The 21,905-nt window shown below is 58.4% G+C and carries 30 protein-coding genes; 24 read left to right on the top strand and 6 right to left on the bottom strand.

The features are described 5' to 3' along the window. Nucleotides 1-39: 39 nt before the first annotated feature. Nucleotides 40-978: a LysR family transcriptional regulator gene (locus tag ACZ5SR_RS00995; RefSeq protein WP_464449733.1), complete on the top strand. Its 939-nt coding sequence runs from the start codon at nt 40-42 to the stop codon at nt 976-978. Nucleotides 979-999: 21 nt separating this feature from the next. On the opposite strand, the gene ACZ5SR_RS00990 is transcribed toward ACZ5SR_RS00995, so the two are convergent. Genes ACZ5SR_RS00990 through ACZ5SR_RS00980 form a run of 3 tightly spaced genes read right to left on the bottom strand, consistent with a single transcriptional unit; the run spans nt 1,000 to nt 2,872 of the window. Next, complete coding sequence (locus ACZ5SR_RS00990) at nt 1,000-1,635, bottom strand: MarC family protein (RefSeq protein ID WP_100172782.1); 636 nt, start codon at nt 1,633-1,635, stop codon at nt 1,000-1,002. 29 nt (nt 1,636-1,664) lie between these two features. Next, on the bottom strand, nt 1,665-2,126 hold the full coding sequence (locus ACZ5SR_RS00985; RefSeq protein ID WP_464449732.1) for a MaoC family dehydratase: 462 nt from the start codon (nt 2,124-2,126) through the stop codon (nt 1,665-1,667). Then, complete coding sequence (locus ACZ5SR_RS00980) at nt 2,126-2,872, bottom strand: SDR family oxidoreductase (protein WP_464449731.1); 747 nt, start codon at nt 2,870-2,872, stop codon at nt 2,126-2,128. The genes ACZ5SR_RS00985 and ACZ5SR_RS00980 overlap by 1 nt, the downstream gene beginning before the upstream one ends. Nucleotides 2,873-2,953: 81 nt before the next feature. Here ACZ5SR_RS00980 and ACZ5SR_RS00975 point away from each other — a divergent pair, with 81 nt between their 5' ends. Further along, nucleotides 2,954-3,556: a DsbA family protein gene (locus ACZ5SR_RS00975; protein WP_464449730.1), complete on the top strand. Its 603-nt coding sequence runs from the start codon at nt 2,954-2,956 to the stop codon at nt 3,554-3,556. Between the two features lie 27 nt (nt 3,557-3,583). Continuing rightward, a complete protein-coding gene (locus tag ACZ5SR_RS00970; RefSeq protein ID WP_464449729.1) occupies nt 3,584-4,273 on the top strand; it encodes a dienelactone hydrolase family protein in 690 nt (229 codons plus the stop codon). A gap of 9 nt (nt 4,274-4,282) precedes the next feature. Here the strand turns inward: ACZ5SR_RS00970 and ACZ5SR_RS00965 are convergent, their stop codons facing one another. Both ACZ5SR_RS00965 and hemB read right to left on the bottom strand, forming a co-directional pair. Beyond that, a complete protein-coding gene (locus ACZ5SR_RS00965; protein WP_464451080.1) occupies nt 4,283-5,428 on the bottom strand; it encodes a magnesium transporter CorA family protein in 1,146 nt (381 codons plus the stop codon). Between the two features lie 32 nt (nt 5,429-5,460). Beyond that, complete coding sequence (gene hemB / locus ACZ5SR_RS00960; protein ID WP_464449728.1) at nt 5,461-6,465, bottom strand: porphobilinogen synthase; 1,005 nt, start codon at nt 6,463-6,465, stop codon at nt 5,461-5,463. Between the two features lie 324 nt (nt 6,466-6,789). Between hemB and ACZ5SR_RS00955 the strand changes: the two genes are divergently transcribed. The 21 genes from ACZ5SR_RS00955 to ACZ5SR_RS00855 all read left to right on the top strand — a co-directional run bounded on the left by ACZ5SR_RS00955 (nt 6,790) and on the right by ACZ5SR_RS00855 (nt 21,340). Further along, nucleotides 6,790-7,218 carry a CopD family protein gene (locus tag ACZ5SR_RS00955; protein ID WP_464449727.1) on the top strand — a complete coding sequence of 143 codons (429 nt, stop codon included), beginning with the start codon at nt 6,790-6,792 and terminating at the stop codon, nt 7,216-7,218. 9 nt (nt 7,219-7,227) lie between these two features. Further along, nucleotides 7,228-8,343: a VanZ family protein gene (locus ACZ5SR_RS00950; RefSeq protein WP_464449726.1), complete on the top strand. Its 1,116-nt coding sequence runs from the start codon at nt 7,228-7,230 to the stop codon at nt 8,341-8,343. Nucleotides 8,344-8,368: 25 nt separating this feature from the next. After that, nucleotides 8,369-8,716, top strand: a complete 348-nt coding sequence (locus ACZ5SR_RS00945; RefSeq protein ID WP_464449725.1) for a (2Fe-2S) ferredoxin domain-containing protein — start codon at nt 8,369-8,371, stop codon at nt 8,714-8,716. Continuing rightward, nucleotides 8,716-9,342: an alpha/beta hydrolase gene (locus ACZ5SR_RS00940; protein ID WP_464449724.1), complete on the top strand. Its 627-nt coding sequence runs from the start codon at nt 8,716-8,718 to the stop codon at nt 9,340-9,342. The genes ACZ5SR_RS00945 and ACZ5SR_RS00940 overlap by 1 nt, the downstream gene beginning before the upstream one ends. A 46-nt stretch (nt 9,343-9,388) precedes the next feature. Next, nucleotides 9,389-10,546 carry a D-alanyl-D-alanine carboxypeptidase family protein gene (locus ACZ5SR_RS00935; protein WP_464449723.1) on the top strand — a complete coding sequence of 386 codons (1,158 nt, stop codon included), beginning with the start codon at nt 9,389-9,391 and terminating at the stop codon, nt 10,544-10,546. A 136-nt stretch (nt 10,547-10,682) separates the two neighbouring features. Beyond that, nucleotides 10,683-11,060, top strand: a complete 378-nt coding sequence (gene rpsL / locus ACZ5SR_RS00930; protein ID WP_011466063.1) for a 30S ribosomal protein S12 — start codon at nt 10,683-10,685, stop codon at nt 11,058-11,060. Nucleotides 11,061-11,224: 164 nt separating this feature from the next. Further along, nucleotides 11,225-11,695, top strand: coding sequence for a 30S ribosomal protein S7 (gene rpsG, locus ACZ5SR_RS00925; RefSeq protein ID WP_019426275.1), 471 nt, complete (start codon nt 11,225-11,227; stop codon nt 11,693-11,695). A gap of 99 nt (nt 11,696-11,794) precedes the next feature. After that, a complete protein-coding gene (fusA, locus tag ACZ5SR_RS00920) occupies nt 11,795-13,897 on the top strand; it encodes an elongation factor G (RefSeq protein ID WP_464449722.1) in 2,103 nt (700 codons plus the stop codon). Between the two features lie 204 nt (nt 13,898-14,101). After that, entirely contained in the window at nt 14,102-15,292 is a 1,191-nt protein-coding gene (gene tuf / locus ACZ5SR_RS00915) for an elongation factor Tu (RefSeq protein ID WP_100174243.1), read from the top strand. A gap of 76 nt (nt 15,293-15,368) precedes the next feature. After that, complete coding sequence (gene rpsJ / locus ACZ5SR_RS00910) at nt 15,369-15,683, top strand: 30S ribosomal protein S10 (protein ID WP_019426908.1); 315 nt, start codon at nt 15,369-15,371, stop codon at nt 15,681-15,683. Nucleotides 15,684-15,866: 183 nt separating this feature from the next. Continuing rightward, on the top strand, nt 15,867-16,532 hold the full coding sequence (gene rplC / locus ACZ5SR_RS00905) for a 50S ribosomal protein L3 (protein WP_100120208.1): 666 nt from the start codon (nt 15,867-15,869) through the stop codon (nt 16,530-16,532). Next, nucleotides 16,532-17,152 (top strand): 50S ribosomal protein L4, encoded by a 621-nt coding sequence (gene rplD / locus ACZ5SR_RS00900; RefSeq protein ID WP_019426906.1) that lies wholly within the window; start codon nt 16,532-16,534, stop codon nt 17,150-17,152. Before rplC ends, rplD begins: the two co-directional genes overlap by 1 nt. Beyond that, the gene (gene rplW / locus ACZ5SR_RS00895; RefSeq protein WP_053172819.1) at nt 17,149-17,463 is read left to right on the top strand and encodes a 50S ribosomal protein L23; all 315 of its coding nucleotides are present in this window, start codon (nt 17,149-17,151) and stop codon (nt 17,461-17,463) included. The genes rplD and rplW overlap by 4 nt, the downstream gene beginning before the upstream one ends. Before the next feature lie 2 nt (nt 17,464-17,465). Next, on the top strand, nt 17,466-18,290 hold the full coding sequence (rplB, locus tag ACZ5SR_RS00890) for a 50S ribosomal protein L2 (RefSeq protein ID WP_090044295.1): 825 nt from the start codon (nt 17,466-17,468) through the stop codon (nt 18,288-18,290). A 10-nt stretch (nt 18,291-18,300) separates the two neighbouring features. After that, nucleotides 18,301-18,579 carry a 30S ribosomal protein S19 gene (gene rpsS, locus ACZ5SR_RS00885; RefSeq protein WP_007847809.1) on the top strand — a complete coding sequence of 93 codons (279 nt, stop codon included), beginning with the start codon at nt 18,301-18,303 and terminating at the stop codon, nt 18,577-18,579. 9 nt (nt 18,580-18,588) lie between these two features. Next, a complete protein-coding gene (gene rplV / locus ACZ5SR_RS00880; protein WP_019426902.1) occupies nt 18,589-18,918 on the top strand; it encodes a 50S ribosomal protein L22 in 330 nt (109 codons plus the stop codon). 14 nt (nt 18,919-18,932) lie between these two features. Next, nucleotides 18,933-19,811, top strand: coding sequence for a 30S ribosomal protein S3 (rpsC, locus tag ACZ5SR_RS00875; RefSeq protein ID WP_089952292.1), 879 nt, complete (start codon nt 18,933-18,935; stop codon nt 19,809-19,811). A gap of 11 nt (nt 19,812-19,822) precedes the next feature. Then, a complete protein-coding gene (rplP, locus tag ACZ5SR_RS00870; RefSeq protein ID WP_019426900.1) occupies nt 19,823-20,239 on the top strand; it encodes a 50S ribosomal protein L16 in 417 nt (138 codons plus the stop codon). A gap of 17 nt (nt 20,240-20,256) precedes the next feature. Continuing rightward, a complete protein-coding gene (gene rpmC / locus ACZ5SR_RS00865) occupies nt 20,257-20,451 on the top strand; it encodes a 50S ribosomal protein L29 (protein WP_053172813.1) in 195 nt (64 codons plus the stop codon). A gap of 9 nt (nt 20,452-20,460) precedes the next feature. After that, nucleotides 20,461-20,730 carry a 30S ribosomal protein S17 gene (rpsQ, locus tag ACZ5SR_RS00860; RefSeq protein WP_100120205.1) on the top strand — a complete coding sequence of 90 codons (270 nt, stop codon included), beginning with the start codon at nt 20,461-20,463 and terminating at the stop codon, nt 20,728-20,730. A gap of 103 nt (nt 20,731-20,833) precedes the next feature. Next, entirely contained in the window at nt 20,834-21,340 is a 507-nt protein-coding gene (locus ACZ5SR_RS00855; protein WP_090044307.1) for a peroxiredoxin, read from the top strand. An 81-nt stretch (nt 21,341-21,421) separates the two neighbouring features. On the opposite strand, the gene ACZ5SR_RS00850 is transcribed toward ACZ5SR_RS00855, so the two are convergent. Beyond that, nucleotides 21,422-21,898 (bottom strand): GNAT family N-acetyltransferase, encoded by a 477-nt coding sequence (locus ACZ5SR_RS00850; protein WP_464451079.1) that lies wholly within the window; start codon nt 21,896-21,898, stop codon nt 21,422-21,424. Between the last annotated feature and the right edge of the window lie 7 nt (nt 21,899-21,905).

Here is a 21,905-nt window from a genome sequence, read left to right as displayed (position 1 = left end):
AATTTGAATTGATTGTTCAAAATAGTGAACAATACTCGCATGGAAGAGCAAAAAATCAACGCCCTGTGGACGCACCTGCATTGGCTGAGCGTGCTGGCGCAGCAGGGCAGTTACACGGCCGCCGCTGCCCGTTTGGGCGTGAGCAAGGCCGCCATGAGCCAACGCATTACCGAATTGGAGCGTGCCGCCAAAGTCACCCTGGTGCAGCGCACCACCCGCAGCCTGCGCCTGACCGAGGCGGGCCAAAGGCTGGTCGACGAGACCCGCGCATCTTTTGAACAAATCGAGCAGAGCTTTGCCCAAGTGCGTGACTTGGCTGAACAGCCCAGTGGTTTGTTGCGCGTGACGGCCCCGGTGGCTCTGGCCCGCCAGCAACTGGTGCCGCTGTTCGCCACTTTTTTGAAAGATTTTCCGGATGTGCGCATCGAGCTGGACCTCTCCGACCGCTTGAGCGCCTTGGCCACGGAAGGCTACGACTTGGCCATCCGCCACACCGCCCGCCCGCCCGACACCCATGTGGCGTGGGCGCTGTGCGCGACCGAATCGGTGCTGGTGGCCACCCGTGCTTACATGGACCACCATGGCGAACCGCAAATCCCCACCGAGCTACAAGCGCACAACTGCCTGCACTACCCCCGTTCGCAAGACACGCCCGCGTGGACCTTCGAGCCGCGCGAGCCTTCAGCAGTGGGTGAGCGCATCACGGTGCCCGTGAGCGGCAATTTCGCCGCCAACAACAGCGAGGCCCTGCGCGAAGCCGCCCTCACGGGCGCAGGTATTGCCCTGATGCCGGATTTCAGCGCCCAAGCCGAGTTGCGCAAGGGTCACTTGGTGCGGGTGCTGCCTGGCTGGAAACCCGTGGGGGCCTTTGCAGAAACCATTTATGCGATCCGGCCCTACGCGCCGCATGTGCCCCGCGCCGTGGCGGCGCTGGTGGCGCATTTGAGGGCCGGCTTGGCGGATGGGTTCGGCGTCTGAACCACGCATTTAAAGCGCAGATCAGCGACCGGCCAGCACCGGAAACAGCTTGTGCAGCCCGTCGGCCATCACTTCCACAGCCAGCGCGGCCAAGATCAAACCCATCAGCCGGGTCATGACGTTGATGCCGGTTTTGCCCAGAATGCGGGCGATGGGCGTGGCCAGCGAGAAACACAGGGCGGTGGCCAATGCAATGACCACACCGTAGCCGACCAAGGTGCCCAGTTGGGCAAAGTTCTTGGCTTTTTCGGCGTAGATCACCACGGTGGACATGGTCGCGGGGCCAGTCAGCAGGGGAATGGTCAGCGGCACCACGGCGATGCTGGCCCCCATCGCGGCTTTGGCCTCGGCGTCGTGCACCTCATCGGCATTGGCGCGGGCTTCGGCGGGTTGGGCGTTGAGCATCGACAAAGCCGCAGTCAGCAGCAACATGCCGCCGCCGACCTGAAAGCTGGCCAGCGAGATGCCAAAAAATTCCAGGATCTGCAAGCCCAGCAAGGCGCTGGCAGCGATCACCACAAAAGCCGAAAAGGAAGACACCCAAATCGTCTTTTTGCGCTGGGCAGGGCTGAAACCTTGGGTGTAGTGGATGAAAAAAGGGACGATCGCCAGAGGGTTGACGATGGCCAGCAGGGTAATGAGCGGTTTGAAGTCCATCGCGACATTGTGCCCCTTCGGGCGCTTGCTCAGGTCGCTGGGTGGCGCCTTCTGAACATGCCCCAGCCTTCCATGTGCAGCACTTTGTCGCCGTGCTGGTTGAACATTTCCCACAGGTTGCGCGTCATGCCCACATCCGGCCGCTTGCCCATGGGTTTGGTCTCGAGCATGGTGCTTTGCAGTCGCAGCGTGTCGCCGGGGTAAACGGGCTTGAGCCATTTGATGCCTTCCAGCCCCGGCGAGCCCAAACTCGAGGTTTCGCACAGAAAGTTGGTCACCATCAAGCGCATGGCCATCGAGCAGGTGTGCCAACCACTGGCCGACAGGGCCCCAAACACCGAGGCTTTGGCCGCATCATCGTCCAGGTGAAAGGGTTGCGGGTCGAACTGGGTGGCAAAGGCGATGATTTCTTCGCGCGTGGGCGTGATGGTGCCCAAGTCGCGCACTTGGCCCACCGCAAAGTCTTCCCAGTAATATTTGATTTGACCCATCACCGGCCCCCTGAGACGTCGATCAGACTCATGGTGGTGTAGCTCGCAGCATCAGACAAAAGCCAGACGATGCTTTGCGCCACCTCGTCAGCGGTACCACCGCGTTGCATGGGCACCAGGTGCTGCAGGTCTTTGACGCGGTCGGGCAGGCCGCCCGAGGCGTGAATTTCGGTGTCGATCAGGCCGGGTCGCACGGCATTGACGCGCACGCCTTCGGCCGCGACTTCTTTGGCCAGGCCCAGCGTGAAGGCGTCAATCGCCCCTTTGGCTGAGGCGTAGTCCACATATTGACCGGGTGAGCCCAGTCGCGCTGCGGCACTCGACACGTTGACGATGCTGCCGCCTTCACCGCCGTAGCGGGTGCTCATGCGGCGCACGGCTTCACGGGCGCAGACCAAGCTGCCGATCACGTTGATGTCGAACATGCGTTTCAAGCGGGCCACACTCATGTCGGCCACCCGGGCATACACATCCACCACGCCTGCGTTGTTGACGAGGCCTGACAGGCGGCCCAGCTTGGCATCGATGTGCTCGTACATGCGCATGACCTGCGCTTCGTCGGCCACATCGGCTTGTACCGTGATCGCATTGCCGCCTGACGCGCGAATTTGCCGCACCACCTCGTCGGCGGCGAGCGAGTTGGCGGTGTAGTTCACCGCCACAGACCAGCCATTTTGGGCTGCCAACAAGGCGGTGGCGGCTCCGATGCCCCGGCTACCGCCGGTCACCAACAAGACTTTGTTCATGGTGTGTCTCCTGCAAAAAATGGTGAGAACGGTTAAAACCCTTGTTTCGTTCAAAGATTACACAACACACAAGGAGACAGCATGGGTCGCACAGTGGACTATTACTTCGCCCCGCAAAGCCCCTGGGCTTACTTGGGCCACCAGCGCTTGGCCGACATGGTGCAGCGCCACGGTGCCACAGTGCGGGTGATGCCCATCGATTTGGGGGGCAAGGTATTCCCGATTTCGGGCGGCTTGCCTTTGGGTCAACGTGCCCCTCAGCGCCAAGCGTATCGGCTGCTGGAATTGCAGCGCTTCAGCCAGCACCTGAATGTGCCCCTGAACCTCAAGCCCAAGTACTTCCCCGTCGGTGGCGACGACTCGGCCCGTCTGATCATTGCCGCCGATCTGGCCCAAGGCGCTGAGGCCGCCATGAAAATTGCAGGCGCGATTTTGGCGGCTTGCTGGGCGCAAGAGCGCAACATGGCCGATGACAAGGTGTTGGCTGAGTTGCTGATCGAGCAGGGACTGCCGGCCAAGTGGATGGAGGCCTCACACAGTCAAGCCGTGCAAGAGCGCTACGAGACCTATACCCAGTCGGCCATCGATGCGGGGGTGTTTGGCGCGCCCAGCTATGTGGTCGATGGCGAAATTTTTTGGGGCCAGGACCGACTCGACTTTGTTGAGCGTGCGCTGGCCTCTTGAACATATTTGCAACTGAAAGGCAAACACATGGGAACGATGATTGAACTGCAAAGTGCAGACGGCACGAGGGTGCCCGCCTACGAAGCTCGCCCTGCAGGCACACCCAAGGGCGCGGTGGTGGTGATTCAGGAGATTTTTGGCGTCAACAGCCACATCCGCGCCGTGGCCGACGGCTATGCCGCTGAAGGTTACCTGGCGGTGGCGCCGGCCGCCTTTCACCGCGTCAAACCTGGGGTGGAATTGGGGTACACCGATGCCGACATGGGCGAAGGCTTTGGCTACAAAACATCTGCAGAGGCATTGCCCGCGCCCGGCGTGATGCAGGACATTCAAGCAGCGATTGACCATGCGGCCAAGTCTTCAGGCGGCAAGGTGGGCATTGTGGGTTATTGCTGGGGCGGTTTGCTGACCTGGCGTGCGGCCTGCACTTTGTCCGGCCTGAGCGCTGCGGCACCGTATTACGGCGGCGGCGTGACCACAGAAGCCGAAACCGCCCGTCAGCCTCGCGTGCCTGTGTTGGCGCACTTTGCCGACGAGGACAAGTGGATTCCGTTGGACACGGTCGAGACCTTTAAAAAGGCCCATCCTTCAGTGCAGGTGTTCACCTATCCCGCGCACCACGGTTTCAACTGCGACCAGCGCGGTTCATGGCATGCGCCTTCGGCCCAGCTGGCGCGGGAACGCACACTGGCGTTTTTCAAGCAGCACTTGGGCTGATCTGGCCGATCAATCGCCCGTGCGCGCCAAGTAGCGCTTGCGCCAGAACACCAGGCCCAGCGTGGCGGCAACAGCTGCCATGCCGCCCAGCGTCCACCAAAAGGCGCTGGCCTGATGCAGCCAAGGCATGAATTCGAAGTTCATGCCGAACACCGCCGCGATCAGGTTCAGCGGCAAAAAGATCGCGGTCAGCGCTGTCAGGGTGCGCATGATGTCGTTGGTGCGGTTGCCTTGGGCATTGAAGTGCATTTGCACGGCGGTTTCGGTGTTGTGCTCCAGACGCCGCACATGGTGGACCACACGGTCAATGTGCTCCAGCACATCGCGGCAGCGCACCTTGAGCAGTTCGTGTTCGCGCAGCGCGGTCGGGTCCTCGCTCACCACCCAGTCGTCCAGGGTTTCGTTCCAGTTGAGCATGGCGGTGTGCTGGTCGTCGCACAGGTCTTCGAGCTGGTGCAGGGCCAGGCGGGCTTGCAGCAAGGCGTCCCAACGTCGAAAGCGCGCACCGGGGTGAATCAGCTCGGCCTGCCAGTGGTCGAGCTGGCGGCTCAGTTCGCGGCGCAAGTCCAGGTAGGCGTCCACCATTTGGCTGACGATGCGCAGCATCATGTCGGCTGGGCTCAAGGGAATGCCCCGTGCCCCTGCCGAGCGGGGGTCGTGCGCCAAAGTCTTGTCACCCGTCGCGTTCAACAGTCGGCTGGCGTAGGCTTCGCGCACGGCGCAGTCGTCGGGGTGAACGCTCAGCAGGACCCGCTCAAACACCGCAAAACCCACCGGGCTGGTGTCGATGCGCCGCAAGATGGGCGGACCGGGTCGTTTGCCCGAGGCGTGTGCGGCTTTGGTTTCGCTGTGCCGGGGTACGGCGACCGTTTGCTGCGCCAATCGGCGAAACACCAGCAGGTCGTAGTGCGAGGTGAAGTCGTAGCGTGAGGGCAGTTGGCCGTTGAGCAGGTCCGAGACATGCAGATCCACCAGGCTTTGCCCTGTTAGTTGTTGCAGGCTGGCTTGGATGGCGGGTAAATGCTGCTCGAAATGCGAGCGGGAAAAAGCCAGCCAGAGGAAGCCTTGTTCAGGCAAGGACTCTGGCAGGACGGTGTCCAAGCCTTGCGAAGGCCCAGCTTGCACCTGGCTGCCCTGGATGCTGAACACCCGAATGCCGGGCACGCCCGCAAGGCTTTGGGCATTTTTCAATGGGAGGCGATCCAGCGTGCAGCGTCGCGGGCAAAGTAAGTCAGTACGCCATCCGCGCCAGCGCGTTTGAAGGCCAGCAGGCTTTCCATCATGACGAGGTCGTGGTCCAGCCAGCCGTTTTGCGCTGCGGCTTTGAGCATGGCGTATTCGCCCGACACCTGGTAGGCAAAGGTGGGCACCTTGAACTCGTCTTTGACCCGGCGCACGATGTCCAGGTAAGGCATGCCAGGCTTGACCATGACCATGTCGGCGCCTTCGGCCAGGTCCATGGCGACTTCGCGCAGGGCTTCGTCGGTGTTGCCGGGGTCCATTTGGTAGACCTTTTTGTTGCTCTTGCCCAGATTGCTTGCCGAGCCGACCGCGTCGCGGAAAGGGCCGTAAAACGCGCTGGCGTACTTGGCGCTGTAGGCCATGATGCGGGTGTGGATCAGGCCACGCGCCTCGAGCGCCTGGCGGATCGCGCCGATGCGGCCGTCCATCATGTCGCTGGGCGCGACCATGTCGACACCGGCTTCGGCTTGCGTCAGGGCCTGCTGCACCAGCACGGCGGTGGTTTCGTCGTTCAAGATGTAGCCGGTCTCGTCCAGCAGGCCGTCCTGGCCGTGGCTGGTGAAGGGGTCGAGCGCCACGTCGGTCATCACGCCCAGTTCGGGAAAGCGCTTTTTCAGCTCACGCACCACGCGTGGCACCAAGCCATTGGGGTTCATGGCTTCACTGCCTGTGGGGTCTTTCAGGCTGGCGTCGATCACCGGGAACAGCGCCATGACCGGGATACCCAGCTTGACGCAGTCTTCGGCCACGGGCAGCAGCAGGTCCAGACTCAGGCGCTCCACGCCGGGCATCGAGCCCACTTGCTGGCGCTGGTTCTGACCGTCCAGCACAAAGACCGGGTAGATCAGGTCGTGCGCTGTGACGCGGTGTTCGCGCACCAGATTGCGGGTGAATTCGTCACGGCGCAAGCGGCGTGGGCGGTTGGCGGGGAAGGGGGCGACTGGGTTCATGCTGAAAATTGTGCCTGAAGTCCCCGCAGATGCCAAAAGTTGCAGGATGTGGGCAGTCGCTCAGGTGGCAGTGCGGGCGTTGAATACAGCATGAGGACAATCAAATAACAAAATCAACATTAAAAATAAATACGCGCTTGTTATTGGTTTTGTTATTTGATAAATTCCAACTCGGGCAGCTTGCTGCCTCCCGCTTTTCCTCCCTGAGCGGGGCCCTGACGCGGTGACGCCAAGGGGCTTCCTGCCCTCGGCCTCAGGCCGGGGGTTTTTTTTGCCTGCACAAGCCCAAGGGCGGACCTCGCCATCACTGACTACACTTGAGCCATGCTCTGGATCAAAGCCCTTCACATCGTTTTCATCGCCAGCTGGTTTGCTGGTCTGTTCTACCTGCCGCGGATTTTCGTCAATCTGGCCATGGTCGAGCCTGGCTCAGTGGCAGAGCGGGCGCGTTTGCTGTTGATGTCACGCAAGCTTTACCGCTTCATGACCATTTTGGCGGTGCCCGCGCTGGCGCTGGGTTTGTGGCTGTGGCTTTACTACGGCATTGGCCTGGGGGGCGGGCAAGGTTGGATGCATGCCAAGCTCTTGATCGTGCTGGCCTTGTTGGGCTACCACCACAGCTGTGGTGTTTTGCTGCGCAAATTTGAGAACGGTCAGATGCAGCGCAGCCACGTCTGGTTTCGCTGGTTCAATGAGGCGCCTGTGCTGATGATGCTGGCTGCCGTCATTTTGGTGGTGGTCAAGCCGTTTTAAGAGAAGGGCATGCGCACCACCCCCTTGCGCACAACGGCCGCTTGGCCTCTGGTGTGGATCTATGCGGCCCTGATCGTCTATGCCAGTTTGTATCCTTTTGACAATTGGCGCATTCAAGGCATTGCGCCGTGGGCTTTTTTGTCAGCCCCTTTGCCACGGTATTGGACGGGTTTTGATGTCGGCGCCAACGTGGCCGGCTATGCGCCCTTTGGATTTTTGATGGCCTTGGCTTTGCATCGGACCCGTGACCGCTGGCCCGCCATTGCTGTGACCACCTTGTCCGCCGCGGCGCTGTCCTTGGCGATGGAGTCCATGCAGATGTTCTTGCCTGTGCGGGTCCCCTCCAATGTGGACGCTGCATTGAACATCTCTGGCGCTTTTTCTGGGGCTGTCATGGCCAGCGCCTTGGAGCGGGTGGGCATGCTCGACCGCTGGAGCCGATTTCGTGACCGTTGGTTTGTGTCCGATGCCAGTGGCGCCATGGCTTTGTTGGCCGTGTGGCCTGTGGCCTTGTTGTTTCCTGCTCCCGTGACGTTTGGTTTGGGGCAGGTGCTTGAGCGGGTGGAGACCGCCTTGGCTCAGGTGCTGCAAGACACGCCTTGGCTGGAGTGGTTGCCTTTGCGTGAGGTAGAGCTGCAACCCTTGTTGCCCGTGAGCGAAATTCTTTGTGTTGCCATTGGCTTGCTGCTGCCTTGTTTGCTGGCTTTCGGGGTGTTGCGCCTGTGGGGGCAGCGCATGGTTGCTGCTGCACTGTTGCTTGGTGCGGGCTTTGCTGCAAGCGCCCTGTCTGCGGCGCTCACCTATGGCCCAGCCCACGCCTGGGACTGGGTCAGCACCGAGGTGATGATGGGCTTGGCGTTGGCGCTAGCCGGTATGGTGATCCTGTCGTTTTGCGGAGCGCGCGTGTGTTGGGTGCTGGCGCTGGCGGCCTTGGTGTGGCAACTGAGTTTGCTCAACAATGCTTCGGCCGACGCCTACTTTGCCCTCACGCTGCAAACTTGGGAGCAGGGGCGTTTCATCCGTTTTCATGGCCTTAGCCAGTGGCTGGGTTGGTTGTGGCCTTATGCCTTGCTCTTGTATCTGATCAATCGCCTGTCGTCGCCCGCCCTTACGAGAGATGCGTGATCAGGTCCGGACCTAAAATTCGGACATGACCATCGAAAACTCCAGCCCACCCTATTTCAAGCGCCACATCTTTTTTTGCCTGAATGAGCGCAAAAACAACGAGGCCTGCTGCGCCCAGCAAGGGGCGCAAGAGGCCTTTGACCATTGCAAAGCCCAAGTTAAATCTCTGGGTTTGGCGGGGCCGGGGGAGGTCCGCGTCAACAAAGCGGGTTGCCTTGACCGTTGCTCGGGTGGGCCGGTGGCCGTTGTTTATCCGGAAGGCGTTTGGTACAGCTATGTGGACAAAGCCGACATCGATGAAATTGTCGAGTCACACTTGAAAAACGGCCAAGTGGTCCAGCGCTTGGTCACGCCCGAGCATCTGGGGCGCTGATGAACGCCGCCACCCAATCCTTGATTCTGCAAGGCCCGGCGGGTGCCATCGAAGCTTTGTGCGATGCCCCCGTGCAAGGGGACATCCGAGGAACCGCCGTCATTGCTCATCCCCACCCTTTGTTTGGCGGCACCATGCAAAACAAGGTGGTGCAGACCTTGGCACGCGCCTTTGTGCAGTGTGGCTGGCAGGCCGTGCGATTCAATTTTCGTGGTGTGGGGGCCAGTGCGGGCGCTTACGACGAGGGGCGCGGGGAGGCGGCGGACATGCAGGCGGTGATCGACCAAGTGGCGCCCTCTTGCCCTTTGGCGTTGGCCGGTTTTTCCTTTGGGGCCTTTGTGACCAGCCATGTCGTCCGGACACTGGCCCCCATGCGCAGCCTCGACAAACTGGTCTTGGTGGGCACAGCCGCTTCGCGCTTTGAGGTGGCTCCGGTGGCGCCCGAGCTGCACGAGCAAACCTTGGTGCTGCACGGTGAGCAAGACGATACGGTGCCGCTGGTCAGTGTGATGGATTGGGCCAGACCCCAATCCTTGCCCGTCACGGTCATTCCGGGGGTTGAGCATTTCTTTCACGGACAATTGCCCCTTCTCAAAACCTTGGTGGCCAGGCACCTTCGTGCCTGATCCCCGGCGCTGCGCAGCAGAGCGCGTCCAGACGGTAAAGACCCGCATGACAATTTCATTAAAAAAACTGGCCCTGGCTTTCTTGGCGGCCCTGACTCTGAGCGCTCAGGCGCAAATGCCGCAGCCACCCGAGGTCGCGGCCAGAGCGTATTTGCTGATCGATGTCACCGCCAACCAGGTGCTGGCGGCCAAAGACCCGGACATGGCGGTGGAGCCTGCGTCTTTGACCAAATTGATGACGGCGTATCTGGTGTTCGATGCCCTGAAGTCCCGCAAAATTGACCTCAAGCAAACCTTGCCGGTTTCTGAGCGGGCCTGGAAAATGCCGGGCTCGCGCATGTTCATCGACCCCAAAATGCGGGTGCCGGTCGAAGACCTGATCAAGGGCATGATTGTTCAGTCGGGCAACGATGCCTCCGTCGCCTTGGCCGAAGGGGTGGGCGGCAGTGTGGAGCGTTTTGTACAACTGATGAACGACCAGGCCAAAGTCTTGGGCATGAAGAACTCCACCTACCGCAACCCCGAAGGGCTGACGGAAGCGGGGCACAGCACCACCGCTCGGGATCTGGGCATCTTGGCCACCCGCCTGATGCGGGACTTTCCGGAATTTGTGCCTTATTACGCCATCAAGAAGTACCGCTATGAAGGCACACCCGCCGCCAACGACAGCAACCGCAACTTGCTGTTGTTCCGGGACCCTTCGGTGGATGGCCTGAAAACTGGGCACACCAACGCGGCGGGTTATTGCCTGGTGGCCACGGCCAAGCGCGACTTTGCCAATGTGGGCTCTCGCCGCCTTGTATCGGTCGTTTTGGGGGCGGACACCGAAAATGCACGGGCCAACGAAAGCCAGAAGCTTCTCAATTGGGGATACACCGCTTTCGATGCGGTCAAACTCTTTGAGGCCGGTCAAGCTGTGGTGAGTCCGGCCCTTTGGAAGGGCAAGTCGCCTGTCTTGAAGTTGGGGTCTTTCCAGCCCCTGGTGGTGGCGGTTCCTGCGGGCTCGGCTGCCCAGATCAAAACCCAGGTGGCCCGCCCGGACCCGCTGGTGGCGCCTTTCAGCAAGGGCCAGCCCGTGGGTACGCTCAAGGTGTTGCGCGGCGACCAGCCCTTGTTCGAAGTTCCCTTGGTGGCCTTGGAAGCCGTTGAGCAAGCGGGTGTTTTGGGCCGTGCGTGGGACGCCGTGCGTCTGTGGATCAAGTGAGATTGAGCCCGCCTCTTGGTGCAAATTGTGGATAACTTGCCATCAGTCCGCCAGGCGGTTATACTGGCGGGCTTTTCCGCTTTTGGGGCGGAGAAGTTTCTTTTGTCTTTTTAAACGTTTAGGGACGTTACAAACAATGCCAACCATCAATCAATTGGTGCGTCAGGGGCGCGAGGTCGAAACGATCAAGTCCAAAAGCCCTGCGATGCAAAACTCTCCACAGCGTCGTGGTGTCTGCACCCGTGTGTACACCACAACGCCTAAAAAGCCTAACTCCGCTCTGCGTAAAGTTGCCAAAGTGCGCTTGACCAACGGTTTTGAGGTCATCTCTTACATCGGCGGTGAAGGCCACAACCTGCAGGAGCACTCTGTTGTTCTGGTGCGCGGTGGTCGTGTCAAAGACTTGCCAGGTGTGCGTTACCACATCGTCCGCGGTTCTTTGGACCTGCAAGGCGTGAAAGACCGCAAGCAGTCTCGCTCCAAGTACGGCGCGAAGAAGCCAAAAGCCAAGTAAGCCCTTTTGGGTTGAAATTTTTCGGTGCTGTTTCCCGCGTGGCGCGGTGATCCAGCGAAGTGACCCGAAGCCCGGAATTGTCCAGGTGGGTCGAGTAAGTGAGTGTTTTGAATAACGCTCGCGGTGTCTGAAAAGATACCAACTGAAGCAATATGAGGTGAAATATGCCACGTCGTCGCGAAGTCCCTAAACGTGAAATCCTGCCGGATCCCAAGTTCGGCAATGTCGAGTTGTCCAAGTTCATGAACGTGATCATGGAAGGCGGCAAAAAAGCTGTTGCCGAGCGCATCATTTACGGTGCACTCGAAAACATGGAAAAGAAAACAGGCAAAGACCCTGTCGAGCTGTTCTCCATCGCCATCAACAACGTCAAGCCCATGGTGGAAGTGAAATCCCGCCGCGTGGGTGGTGCGAACTACCAGGTGCCTGTTGAAGTGCGCCCTGTTCGTCGCTTGGCCCTGTCGATGCGCTGGATCAAAGAAGCCGCACGTAAGCGCGGTGAGAAGTCGATGGCCCTGCGTTTGGCCAACGAATTGCTCGAGGCCAACGAAGGCCGTGGTGGTGCCATGAAAAAGCGTGACGAAGTTCACCGCATGGCCGAAGCCAACAAGGCGTTCTCGCACTTCCGCTTCTGATTCACAGGGGCTTCATCAAGAAGCCTCACACTGTCAGAAGCCAGCCCGCTGGCCCCAAAAGGGGTGGCGGGCTTTGGTACTTAATCATTGGAGAAATATATGGCTCGCATCACCCCCATCGAGCGTTACCGCAACATTGGTATTTCGGCGCACATTGACGCTGGCAAGACCACCACGACCGAACGTATTTTGTTTTACACCGGCGTGAACCACAAAATTGGTGAAGTGCACGACGGCGCTGCCACCATGGACTGGATGGAGCAAGAGCAAGAGCGTGGCATCACGATCACCTCGGCTGCCACCACCTGCTTCTGGAAGGGCATGGACGGCTCTTTCGAAGACCACCGCATCAACATCATCGACACCCCCGGCCACGTTGACTTCACCATTGAAGTTGAGCGTTCCATGCGTGTTCTGGACGGCGCTTGCATGGTTTACTGTGCTGTGGGCGGCGTGCAGCCTCAGTCTGAAACCGTGTGGCGTCAGGCCAACAAGTACAAAGTGCCACGTTTGGCTTTTGTGAACAAGATGGACCGCACCGGTGCCAACTTCTTCAAAGTCGTGGAGCAGATGAAGTTGCGCCTGAAGGCCAACCCTGTGCCGATCGTGATCCCAATCGGCGCTGAAGAAAACTTCACCGGCGTGGTCGATCTGCGCAAGATGAAAGCCATCATCTGGGACGAAGCTTCTCAGGGCATGAAATTCACCTTTGAAGAAATTCCAGCCGACTTGGTCGAAGTGGCCAAAGAGTGGCGCGAGAAGATGGTTGAAGCCGCTGCGGAAGCTTCTGAAGAGCTGATGAACAAGTACCTCGAAGAAGGCGACTTGACCGAAGAAGAAATCACGCAAGGCTTGCGCGTTCGCACCATCAACAGCGAAATCCAGCCGATGCTGTGCGGTACAGCGTTCAAGAACAAAGGCGTGCAGCGCATGCTGGACGCAGTTCTGGAATTGATGCCTTCTCCTTTGGACGTGAAAGCCATCAAGGGCTTTGACGAAGACGAAAAAGAAATCACCCGCAAGGCCGATGACAACGAGAAGTTCTCGGCATTGGCATTCAAGTTGATGACCGATCCGTTCGTGGGTCAGCTGACTTTCGTGCGTGTTTACTCCGGCGTGCTGAAAAAAGGCGACACCGTGTTCAACTCGGTGCGCGGCAAGAAAGAGCGTATTGGTCGTATCGTGCAGATGCACGCCAACAACCGTGAAGAAGTCGACGAGATCCGTGCGGGCGACATCGCCGCTTGCGTGGGCTTGAAAGACGTGACCACCGGTGAAACCCTGTGCGACCCTAACGACGTGATCACCTTGGAGCGCATGGTTTTCCCTGACTCCGTGATCCGCCAAGCCGTTGAGCCCAAGACCAAAGCTGACCAGGAAAAAATGGGCATCGCTTTGTCCCGCCTGGCTGCTGAAGATCCATCTTTCCGCGTGCAAACCGACGAAGAGTCGGGCCAGACCATCATTGGTGGTCAGGGCGAACTGCACCTGGAAATCATCGTGGACCGCATGAAGCGCGAATTCGGTGTGGAAGCCAACGTCGGCAAGCCTCAAGTGGCTTACCGCGAAACCATCCGCAAGACCGTGGACGAAGCCGAAGGCAAGTTCGTGCGTCAGTCCGGTGGTAAGGGTCAATACGGCCACGTGGTTCTGAAGGTTGAGCCCCAAGAGCCAGGTAAAGGTTTCGAGTTCGTTGACGCCATCAAGGGCGGTGTGGTTCCTCGCGAATACATCCCTGCGGTCGAAAAAGGCGTGATCGAAGCTTTGGGCCAAGGCGTGTTGGCTGGCTATCCAGTCGTTGACGTCAAAGTCACTCTGCACTTCGGTTCGTACCACGACGTGGACTCGAACGAAATGGCCTTCAAGATGGCTGCCATCTTTGGTTTCAAAGAAGGTTGCCGCAAAGCCCAGCCCGTGATTCTGGAGCCCATGATGGCTGTGGAAGTCGAGACCCCAGAAGACTACGCCGGTAACGTGATGGGCGACTTGTCCTCACGCCGTGGCATGGTTCAGGGCATGGACGACATGGTCGGTGGCGGTAAAGCCATCAAGGCCGAAGTGCCATTGTCCGAAATGTTCGGTTACTCGACCACGCTGCGCTCGATGTCGCAAGGCCGTGCAACGTACACGATGGAATTCAAGCACTACGCTGAAGCTCCACGTAACGTGGCCGAAGCCATCGTCGCTTCGCGCGCAAAATAAAAGACTGTGTGCCGGACCCAATTCGCTTGCGAATTTGCTCGGGCACCTCTGACTAAAGCAAGCGAAAAGCAAGCGATAGTCAGATCTGAAAGTTCAGAAACTGTCTGCGATCAAGTGCCACTCTGTGCCCGTGCGGAGTGATCCAGCAACCTGATGCAAACATTAAACCAACACACGGGCATTGCTCTTTTTAAGGATTGAAAAATGGCTAAAGAAAAATTCGAACGGACCAAACCCCACGTGAACGTGGGCACCATCGGTCACGTTGACCACGGCAAAACCACCCTGACAGCCGCCATCACCACCGTGTTGGCAGCCAAGTTCGGCGGTGCAGCCAAAGCGTACGACCAGATCGACGCAGCGCCCGAAGAGAAGGCTCGTGGTATCACGATCAACACCGCTCACGTCGAGTACGAAACAGAAAACCGTCACTACGCGCACGTGGACTGCCCCGGCCACGCTGACTATGTGAAGAACATGATCACCGGTGCTGCCCAGATGGACGGCGCTATTTTGGTTTGCTCCGCTGCTGACGGCCCTATGCCTCAGACCCGCGAGCACATCCTCTTGGCCCGTCAGGTTGGCGTGCCTTACATCATTGTGTTCCTGAACAAGTGCGACATGGTCGACGACGCTGAGTTGTTGGAACTGGTCGAGATGGAAGTTCGCGAGTTGTTGTCCAAGTACGACTTCCCAGGCGACGACACACCGATCATCCAGGGTTCTGCCAAGCTGGCCCTCGAAGGCGACAAAGGTCCATTGGGCGAAGAAGCCATCATGAAGCTGGCGGCTGCTTTGGACACTTACATCCCTACGCCTGACCGCGCAGTGGACGGTGCTTTCTTGATGCCCGTGGAAGACGTGTTCTCCATCTCCGGTCGCGGCACTGTGGTGACTGGCCGTATCGAGCGCGGTATCGTCAAAGTTGGCGAAGAAATCGAAATCGTGGGTATCAAAGACACTGTCAAGACCACTTGCACAGGCGTTGAGATGTTCCGCAAGCTGCTGGACCAAGGTCAAGCTGGCGACAACGTCGGTATCTTGTTGCGCGGCACCAAACGCGAAGACGTCGAGCGCGGCCAAGTGCTGTGCAAGCCAGGTTCGATCAAGCCACACACCCACTTCACGGGCGAGATCTATGTCTTGTCCAAAGACGAAGGTGGCCGTCACACGCCTTTCTTCAACAACTACCGTCCCCAGTTCTACTTCCGTACGACTGACGTGACCGGCGCGATCGAATTGCCAGAAGGCAAAGAGATGGTGATGCCTGGTGACAACGTGTCGATCACTGTGAAGTTGATCAACCCCATCGCGATGGAAGAAGGCTTGCGCTTCGCTATCCGCGAAGGCGGCCGCACGGTTGGCGCTGGCGTGGTTGCCAAGATCATCGCTTAATTCTTTTGTGGCGCAGCAGCGCAAAGGCCTGGCCTTTGCGCTGTAGCAAGCAGAACACTCACCACAAGGAATTGACATGTCATCCAAGCAAAAAATCCGCATTCGCCTGAAGGCGTTTGACTACAAACTGATCGACCAGTCCGCTGCCGAGATCGTTGACACTGCCAAGCGCACGGGTGCGATTGTCAAGGGCCCCGTGCCTTTGCCAACACGCATGAAGCGTTTTGACATCCTGCGCTCGCCGCACGTCAACAAGACCAGCCGTGACCAGTTGGAAATCCGTACGCACCAGCGTTTGATGGACATCGTGGACCCTACAGATAAAACTGTGGACGCCCTGATGAAACTCGATCTGCCCGCTGGCGTGGACGTCGAAATCAAGCTGCAGTAATGCGGTTTGGGGTGGTTGAAAAGCCATCCAAAAACTTGAAATCAGGCCCGATTTGCCAGAAATGGCGAGTCGGGCTATAATTTCAGGCTCACCTCTTTTTGGGGTGAGATTTATTAACAGTCTTTCACACACCAAACGGGGCTGCCAATTGAAGTGGCCTCGGTGGAAGTTTTGGAGAAAACAATGAGTCTGAGCAACTCCCTCGGGTTGCTGGGTCGCAAGGTGGGCATGATGCGTCTGTTCACTGATGATGGGGATTCCGTTCCTGTCACAGTGCTGGATGTGTCTAACAACCGCGTATCCCAGGTCAAAACCCAAGAGAACGATGGCTATGTCGCTTTGCAAGTGACATTTGGTGCCCGCAAGGCATCGCGCGTGACCAAGCCTATCGCTGGTCACTTGGCCAAAGCCGGTGTTGAAGCCGGTGAAATCATTCAAGAATTCCGCGTGACCGCCGACACGGCTGCCCAGTACGCCGCTGGCGCCACTGTGCCCGTGGCTGCCGTGTTTGCTGTGGGCCAGAAGGTGGACGTGCAAGGCACTTCCATTGGTAAAGGCTTCACCGGCACGATCAAGCGTCACAACTTCAAATCGCAGCGCGCATCGCACGGTAACAGCCGTTCGCACAACGTGCCCGGTTCGATTTCGATGGCCCAAGATCCAGGCCGCGTGTTCCCAGGCAAGAAAATGTCGGGTCACCTCGGTGATGTGACTTGCACCACGCAGAACCTCGCCGTCATCCGCGTTGACGAAGCCCGTGGCCTGTTGATGGTCAAAGGTGCCATCCCTGGCTCCAAGGGTGGTTTCGTGACCGTGCGTCCCGCCATCAAAGCCAAAGGAGCGAACTGATGCAGCTCGAACTCCTGAACGACCAAGGTCAAGCCGCCTCCAAAGTGGACGCGCCAGAGACTGTGTTCGGTCGTGAATACAACGAAGCCCTGATCCACCAAATCGTGGTGGCTTATCAGGCCAATGCCCGTCAAGGCACTCGCGCTCAAAAGGACCGTGAACAAGTTCACCACTCCACCAAGAAGCCTTTTAAACAAAAAGGCACTGGTCGCGCTCGTGCTGGTATGACTTCCTCGCCTTTGTGGCGTGGTGGTGGTCGGATTTTCCCGAACATGCCCGACGAAAACTTCACACAGAAGATCAACAAGAAGATGTACCGCGCTGGTATGGCTTCGATCTTTTCTCAGTTGGCCCGCGAAGGCCGTCTGGCTGTGGTGGATTCCTTCAAAGTTGAGACACCTAAAACCAAGCAGCTCGCTGCCAAGTTCAAGGCCATGAGTCTCGACAATGTGCTGGTGATCGCCGACGAAGTCGACGAAAACCTGTACTTGGCATCGCGCAACCTGATCAACATCCTGATTGTTGAGCCACGTTACGCCGATCCCGTGTCTTTGGTGAACTTCAAGAAAGTCCTCGTGACCAAAGGTGCCATGGACAAACTCAAGGAGATGTTTGCATGAGCGCCGTGAAGTTTGACGAAGGTCGTCTGATGTCCGTGTTGGTGGCTCCCATCGTGTCCGAAAAGGCCACCATGGTTGCAGAAAAATCCAATGCTGTGACATTCAAAGTGCTGCAGGACGCTACCAAGCCTGAAATCAAAGCCGCTGTGGAATTGATGTTCAAGGTCGAGGTCAAAGGCGTGTCTGTGGTGAATACCAAGGGCAAGACCAAGCGTTTTGGCAAGACCATTGGCCGTCGCGACAACGTTCGCAAGGCTTATGTCACGCTGCAACCAGGTCAAGAGCTGAACCTGTCCGGGGAGGCCGCGTAATCATGGCTGTCATCAAGATCAAACCGACATCCCCAGGCCGTCGTGGCGTGGTGAAGGTCACCCGTGACCACCTGCACAAAGGTGAAGGCTACGCTCCGTTGCTGGAACCCCAGCACCAGAAGTCGGGCCGTAACAACAACGGTCACATCACAACACGCCACAAAGGCGGTGGTCATAAGCACCACTACCGCGTGGTCGACTTCAAGCGTAACAAAGATGCGATCCCGGCGAAAGTCGAGCGCATTGAGTACGATCCAAACCGTACTGCGCACATTGCTTTGCTGTGCTACGCCGATGGCGAGCGCCGTTACATCATTGCCCCTCGTGGCATTGAAACCGGTGCCACCCTGATGTCGGGCCCAGAAGCGCCTATACGCGCTGGCAACACTTTGCCTATCCGCAACATCCCCGTGGGTTCGACCATCCATTGCATCGAGCTCAAGCCCGGTGCTGGTGCTCAGATCGCTCGCTCGGCTGGTGCTTCGGCCACTCTGCTGGCTCGCGAAGGCATCTACGCTCAGGTGCGTATGCGCTCCGGTGAAGTTCGCAAGATCCACATCGAGTGCCGTGCAACCATTGGTGAAGTCGCCAACGAAGAACACAGCCTGCGCCAATTGGGCAAGGCCGGTGTCAAGCGTTGGATGGGTATCCGCCCAACGGTTCGTGGCGTGGCCATGAACCCTGTGGATCACCCGCACGGTGGTGGCGAAGGCCGTACCGGCGAAGGCCGTCATGCAGTAGACCCGTGGGGCAACCTCACCAAGGGCTACCGTACCCGTAACAACAAGCGCACACAGGTCATGATCGTGTCGCGTCGCAAGAAGTAAGGGTTAGACAATGACACGCTCTCTCAAAAAGGGTCCATTCGTTGACCACCATTTGTTGGCCAAGGTTGAAAAAGCCGTCGCCACCAAAGATAAAAAGCCCGTCAAGACATGGTCGCGTCGCTCCATGGTTCTGCCCGATTTCATCGGTCTGACCATTGCCGTTCACAACGGCAAGCAACACGTTCCTGTTTATGTGACTGACCAGATGGTTGGCCACAAATTGGGCGAATTCGCACTGACCCGGACATTCAAGGGTCACCCTGCGGACAAAAAAGTCCAGAAGAAATAAGGAAAGACCATGGAAACACGTGCAGTCCTCCGGGGCGTCCGTTTGTCGGTCGATAAAGGCCGCCTGGTCGCCGACTTGATTCGCGGTAAAAAAGTGGATCAAGCTCTGAACATTTTGACTTTCACGCAGAAAAAAGCTGCGGGCATCGTCAAGAAGGTTTTGGAGTCCGCCATCGCCAACGCTGAACACAACGACGGTGCCGACATCGACGAGTTGAAGGTGAAAACCATCTACGTCGAACAAGGCACCACGCTCAAGCGTTTCACCGCCCGCGCCAAAGGCCGTGGCAACCGTATCAGCAAGCCCACATGCCATGTGTATGTGACGGTCGGCAACTAAGCCAGGGAAGAAACATGGGACAAAAAATCCATCCTACCGGCTTCCGTTTGGCCGTCAGCCGTAACTGGGCAAGCCGTTGGTACGCAAGCAACAAAGACTTCGCTGGCATGCTGGCTGAAGACATCAAGGTGCGTGAGTACCTCAAGGCCAAGCTCAAGAACGCTGCGGTTTCCCGCGTGCTGATCGAGCGTCCAGCCAAGAGCGCCCGCATCACCATTTTCTCGGCTCGTCCAGGTGTGGTGATCGGCAAAAAAGGCGAAGACATCGAGTTGCTCAAGAAAGAACTCGCTGCTCGTCTGGGCGTGCCTGTCGCCGTCAACATCGAAGAAGTGCGCAAGCCTGAAATCGATGCTCAACTGATCGCTGACAGCATCACCCAACAGCTCGAGAAGCGGATCATGTTCCGCCGCGCCATGAAGCGTGCCATGCAAAACGCCATGCGTCTGGGTGCCCAAGGCATCAAGATCATGTCGGCTGGCCGTTTGAACGGTATCGAAATTGCGCGTACCGAGTGGTATCGCGAAGGCCGTGTGCCATTGCACACCCTGCGCGCTGACATCGACTACGCCACTTCCGAAGCCAAGACCACCTACGGCATCATCGGTGTCAAGGTCTGGGTCTACAAAGGTGACACCTTGGGTCGCAACGATGCTCCTGCACTGGCTGAGCCACGTGCAGAAGAAGAGCGCCGCCCACGTGGTCCACGCCGTGATGCCCGTCCAGGTGAGCGCCCCGCAGGCGATCGCCGTGGTGGCCCACGTCGTCCCGCTGGCACCAACACAGCCCCCACTGACGGCAGCGACAAGCCCGCCGGTGCAGGTGGTGATGCCAAACCCGCCGTTAAGCGCGTACGCACAGTCGCCGCGCCAGCTGCAGCAGCTGACGGTCAATAAGGAGTAACAACATGCTGCAACCTGCTCGCAGAAAGTTCCGTAAGGAACAGAAAGGCCGCAACACCGGCGTCGCTACCCGTGGCAACACGGTGGCGTTCGGTGACTTCGGCCTGAAGTCCACAGACCGTGGCCGTTTGACGGCCCGTCAGATCGAAGCCGCACGTCGTGCGATTTCCCGTCACGTTAAACGTGGCGGCCGTATCTGGATTCGTGTGTTCCCTGACAAGCCGATCTCCACCAAGCCTGCTGAAGTGCGTATGGGTAACGGTAAAGGTAACCCCGAGTACTACGTGGCTGAAATCCAACCCGGTAAGGTGCTCTACGAAATCGTAGGCGTGCCCGAAGAGTTGGCCCGTGAAGCCTTCAAATTGGCCGCTGCAAAGTTGCCCTTGCGTACCACTTTTGTGGCCCGCATGATTGGCCAATAATTCAGGAGAAACAAGAAATGAACGCTGCTGAATTGCGCCAAAAAGACGTTGCTGGTGTGAAAGACGAGATCAAGGCGCTGCAAAAAGCCCACTTTGGTCTGCGTATGCAAAAAGCCACGCAACAACTCGGCAACACCGGTACGCTGAGCCAGACTCGCCGTGCCATCGCCCGTGCCAAAACCATCCTTGCCCAAAAGCAAGCCGCCAAGTAAGGAGTGACCATGACGGAAGCTAAAACATCCCTCAAGCGCACCTTGATTGGCAAGGTGGTCAGCGACAAGCGCGCCAAAACCGTGACCGTGCTGGTCGAGCGTCGTGTGAAACACGCGCTCTACGGCAAGATCGTGGCCAAGTCGAGCAAGTACCACGCGCACGACGAAACAGGTCAATACCACCTGGGCGATACCATCGAAATCACGGAAAGCCGTCCGATTTCGAAGACCAAAAACTGGGTTGCTACGCGCCTGGTTCAGAAAGCTGCTGCCGTTTAAGCCCATCCGGCCAACTGCTGCAAACTTTTTGAAAACGACCCACAATGGTGGGTCGTTTTTTTTTACCCCGGCAATATCGCCACATCACAACAAGGAGCACAACATGATCAAAGTCGGAGACACATTGCCAGCAGCCACGCTGATGGAATACGTTGAAGTAGAAGGCAACGGATGCAGCATTGGCCCCAATCCGGTGGACGTGGCCAAAGCCACAGCAGGTAAAACCATCGCTCTGTTTGCCTTGCCTGGCGCTTTCACGCCCACCTGCTCGGCCAAGCATGTCCCAGGTTATGTGGAAAACCACGATGCCTTGAAGGCGGCAGGCGTGGATGAAATTTGGTGCGTGAGCGTGAACGACGCATTCGTGATGGGCGCATGGGCCCGTGACCAGAAAACCGGCGCCAAAGTGCGCATGTTGGGCGACGGCAGTGGCGACTTCAGCAAAGCCACAGGCTTGACGCTGGACTTGACAGCGCGTGGCATGGGTTTGCGCAGCAACCGTTATTCCATGCTCGTCAAAGATGGCAAGGTCGCCACCTTGAACGTGGAAGGCCCTGGCAAATTCGAAGTCAGCGATGCGGGCACCCTGTTGGCACAAGCCAAAGGTTGAACCTTCTTCAGCTGAAACAAAAGGGGCCTTGGGCCCCTTTTTTATGCGCGCGATCCACGCCGAGACGGGTCAGCGAAACGCTCAGTCAAGGTCCACCTTGAGGTAATGCGCACCTGCATGCGGGTTATGGTAATAAGGCGGGATTTCGACAAAGCCCAAATCTTCGTACAGCGCGCGAGCGGACTCCATCTCGTCCAAGGTGTCGAGCAAGACACAGTGGTAAGCGGCAGCGCGGGCTGCATCCAAAATACCCTCGGTGAGCAAACGGCCCAGCCCCAGTCCACGGAAGGCGGGGCGAACATACAGTCGCTTCATTTCTGCGGCATTGGCATAGTCGCTGGCATCGAATGGTCGCAAAGCACAACACCCAGCCACTGCACCGTCCACCCAGGCCAAAAGCAATGCACCACGGGGCTCGGCGTACTCACCGGGCAAGTCAGCGAGTTCCTGATCGAAATTCTGAAAACACAAATCCACGGCCAGGCTGGCCGCGTACTCGGCAAAAATGGCGCGAGTGGCCAGCAGGTCTGCCGCATGAACGGGGCAACGCAGCGCAATAACAGGT

The organism is Limnohabitans sp. TEGF002, assembly GCF_055395845.1.
The sequence above is the reverse complement of the archived record's forward strand: the minus strand, read 5'-3'. Positions and strand labels throughout refer to the sequence as shown.

What these genes read in the sequence shown, in the direction of transcription:
- ACZ5SR_RS00995 (WP_464449733.1), top strand. Translation starts at nt 40, where the DNA reads ATGGAAGAGCAAAAAATCAACGCCCTGTGGACGCACCTGCATTGGCTG.
- ACZ5SR_RS00990 (WP_100172782.1), bottom strand. Translation starts at nt 1,635, where the DNA reads ATGGACTTCAAACCGCTCATTACCCTGCTGGCCATCGTCAACCCTCTG.
- ACZ5SR_RS00985 (WP_464449732.1), bottom strand. Translation starts at nt 2,126, where the DNA reads ATGGGTCAAATCAAATATTACTGGGAAGACTTTGCGGTGGGCCAAGTG.
- ACZ5SR_RS00980 (WP_464449731.1), bottom strand. Translation starts at nt 2,872, where the DNA reads ATGAACAAAGTCTTGTTGGTGACCGGCGGTAGCCGGGGCATCGGAGCC.
- ACZ5SR_RS00975 (WP_464449730.1), top strand. Translation starts at nt 2,954, where the DNA reads ATGGGTCGCACAGTGGACTATTACTTCGCCCCGCAAAGCCCCTGGGCT.
- ACZ5SR_RS00970 (WP_464449729.1), top strand. Translation starts at nt 3,584, where the DNA reads ATGGGAACGATGATTGAACTGCAAAGTGCAGACGGCACGAGGGTGCCC.
- hemB (WP_464449728.1), bottom strand. Translation starts at nt 6,465, where the DNA reads ATGAACCCAGTCGCCCCCTTCCCCGCCAACCGCCCACGCCGCTTGCGC.
- ACZ5SR_RS00955 (WP_464449727.1), top strand. Translation starts at nt 6,790, where the DNA reads ATGCTCTGGATCAAAGCCCTTCACATCGTTTTCATCGCCAGCTGGTTT.
- ACZ5SR_RS00950 (WP_464449726.1), top strand. Translation starts at nt 7,228, where the DNA reads ATGCGCACCACCCCCTTGCGCACAACGGCCGCTTGGCCTCTGGTGTGG.
- ACZ5SR_RS00945 (WP_464449725.1), top strand. Translation starts at nt 8,369, where the DNA reads ATGACCATCGAAAACTCCAGCCCACCCTATTTCAAGCGCCACATCTTT.
- ACZ5SR_RS00940 (WP_464449724.1), top strand. Translation starts at nt 8,716, where the DNA reads ATGAACGCCGCCACCCAATCCTTGATTCTGCAAGGCCCGGCGGGTGCC.
- ACZ5SR_RS00935 (WP_464449723.1), top strand. Translation starts at nt 9,389, where the DNA reads ATGACAATTTCATTAAAAAAACTGGCCCTGGCTTTCTTGGCGGCCCTG.
- rpsL (WP_011466063.1), top strand. Translation starts at nt 10,683, where the DNA reads ATGCCAACCATCAATCAATTGGTGCGTCAGGGGCGCGAGGTCGAAACG.
- rpsG (WP_019426275.1), top strand. Translation starts at nt 11,225, where the DNA reads ATGCCACGTCGTCGCGAAGTCCCTAAACGTGAAATCCTGCCGGATCCC.
- fusA (WP_464449722.1), top strand. Translation starts at nt 11,795, where the DNA reads ATGGCTCGCATCACCCCCATCGAGCGTTACCGCAACATTGGTATTTCG.
- tuf (WP_100174243.1), top strand. Translation starts at nt 14,102, where the DNA reads ATGGCTAAAGAAAAATTCGAACGGACCAAACCCCACGTGAACGTGGGC.
- rpsJ (WP_019426908.1), top strand. Translation starts at nt 15,369, where the DNA reads ATGTCATCCAAGCAAAAAATCCGCATTCGCCTGAAGGCGTTTGACTAC.
- rplC (WP_100120208.1), top strand. Translation starts at nt 15,867, where the DNA reads ATGAGTCTGAGCAACTCCCTCGGGTTGCTGGGTCGCAAGGTGGGCATG.
- rplD (WP_019426906.1), top strand. Translation starts at nt 16,532, where the DNA reads ATGCAGCTCGAACTCCTGAACGACCAAGGTCAAGCCGCCTCCAAAGTG.
- rplW (WP_053172819.1), top strand. Translation starts at nt 17,149, where the DNA reads ATGAGCGCCGTGAAGTTTGACGAAGGTCGTCTGATGTCCGTGTTGGTG.
- rplB (WP_090044295.1), top strand. Translation starts at nt 17,466, where the DNA reads ATGGCTGTCATCAAGATCAAACCGACATCCCCAGGCCGTCGTGGCGTG.
- rpsS (WP_007847809.1), top strand. Translation starts at nt 18,301, where the DNA reads ATGACACGCTCTCTCAAAAAGGGTCCATTCGTTGACCACCATTTGTTG.
- rplV (WP_019426902.1), top strand. Translation starts at nt 18,589, where the DNA reads ATGGAAACACGTGCAGTCCTCCGGGGCGTCCGTTTGTCGGTCGATAAA.
- rpsC (WP_089952292.1), top strand. Translation starts at nt 18,933, where the DNA reads ATGGGACAAAAAATCCATCCTACCGGCTTCCGTTTGGCCGTCAGCCGT.
- rplP (WP_019426900.1), top strand. Translation starts at nt 19,823, where the DNA reads ATGCTGCAACCTGCTCGCAGAAAGTTCCGTAAGGAACAGAAAGGCCGC.
- rpmC (WP_053172813.1), top strand. Translation starts at nt 20,257, where the DNA reads ATGAACGCTGCTGAATTGCGCCAAAAAGACGTTGCTGGTGTGAAAGAC.
- rpsQ (WP_100120205.1), top strand. Translation starts at nt 20,461, where the DNA reads ATGACGGAAGCTAAAACATCCCTCAAGCGCACCTTGATTGGCAAGGTG.
- ACZ5SR_RS00855 (WP_090044307.1), top strand. Translation starts at nt 20,834, where the DNA reads ATGATCAAAGTCGGAGACACATTGCCAGCAGCCACGCTGATGGAATAC.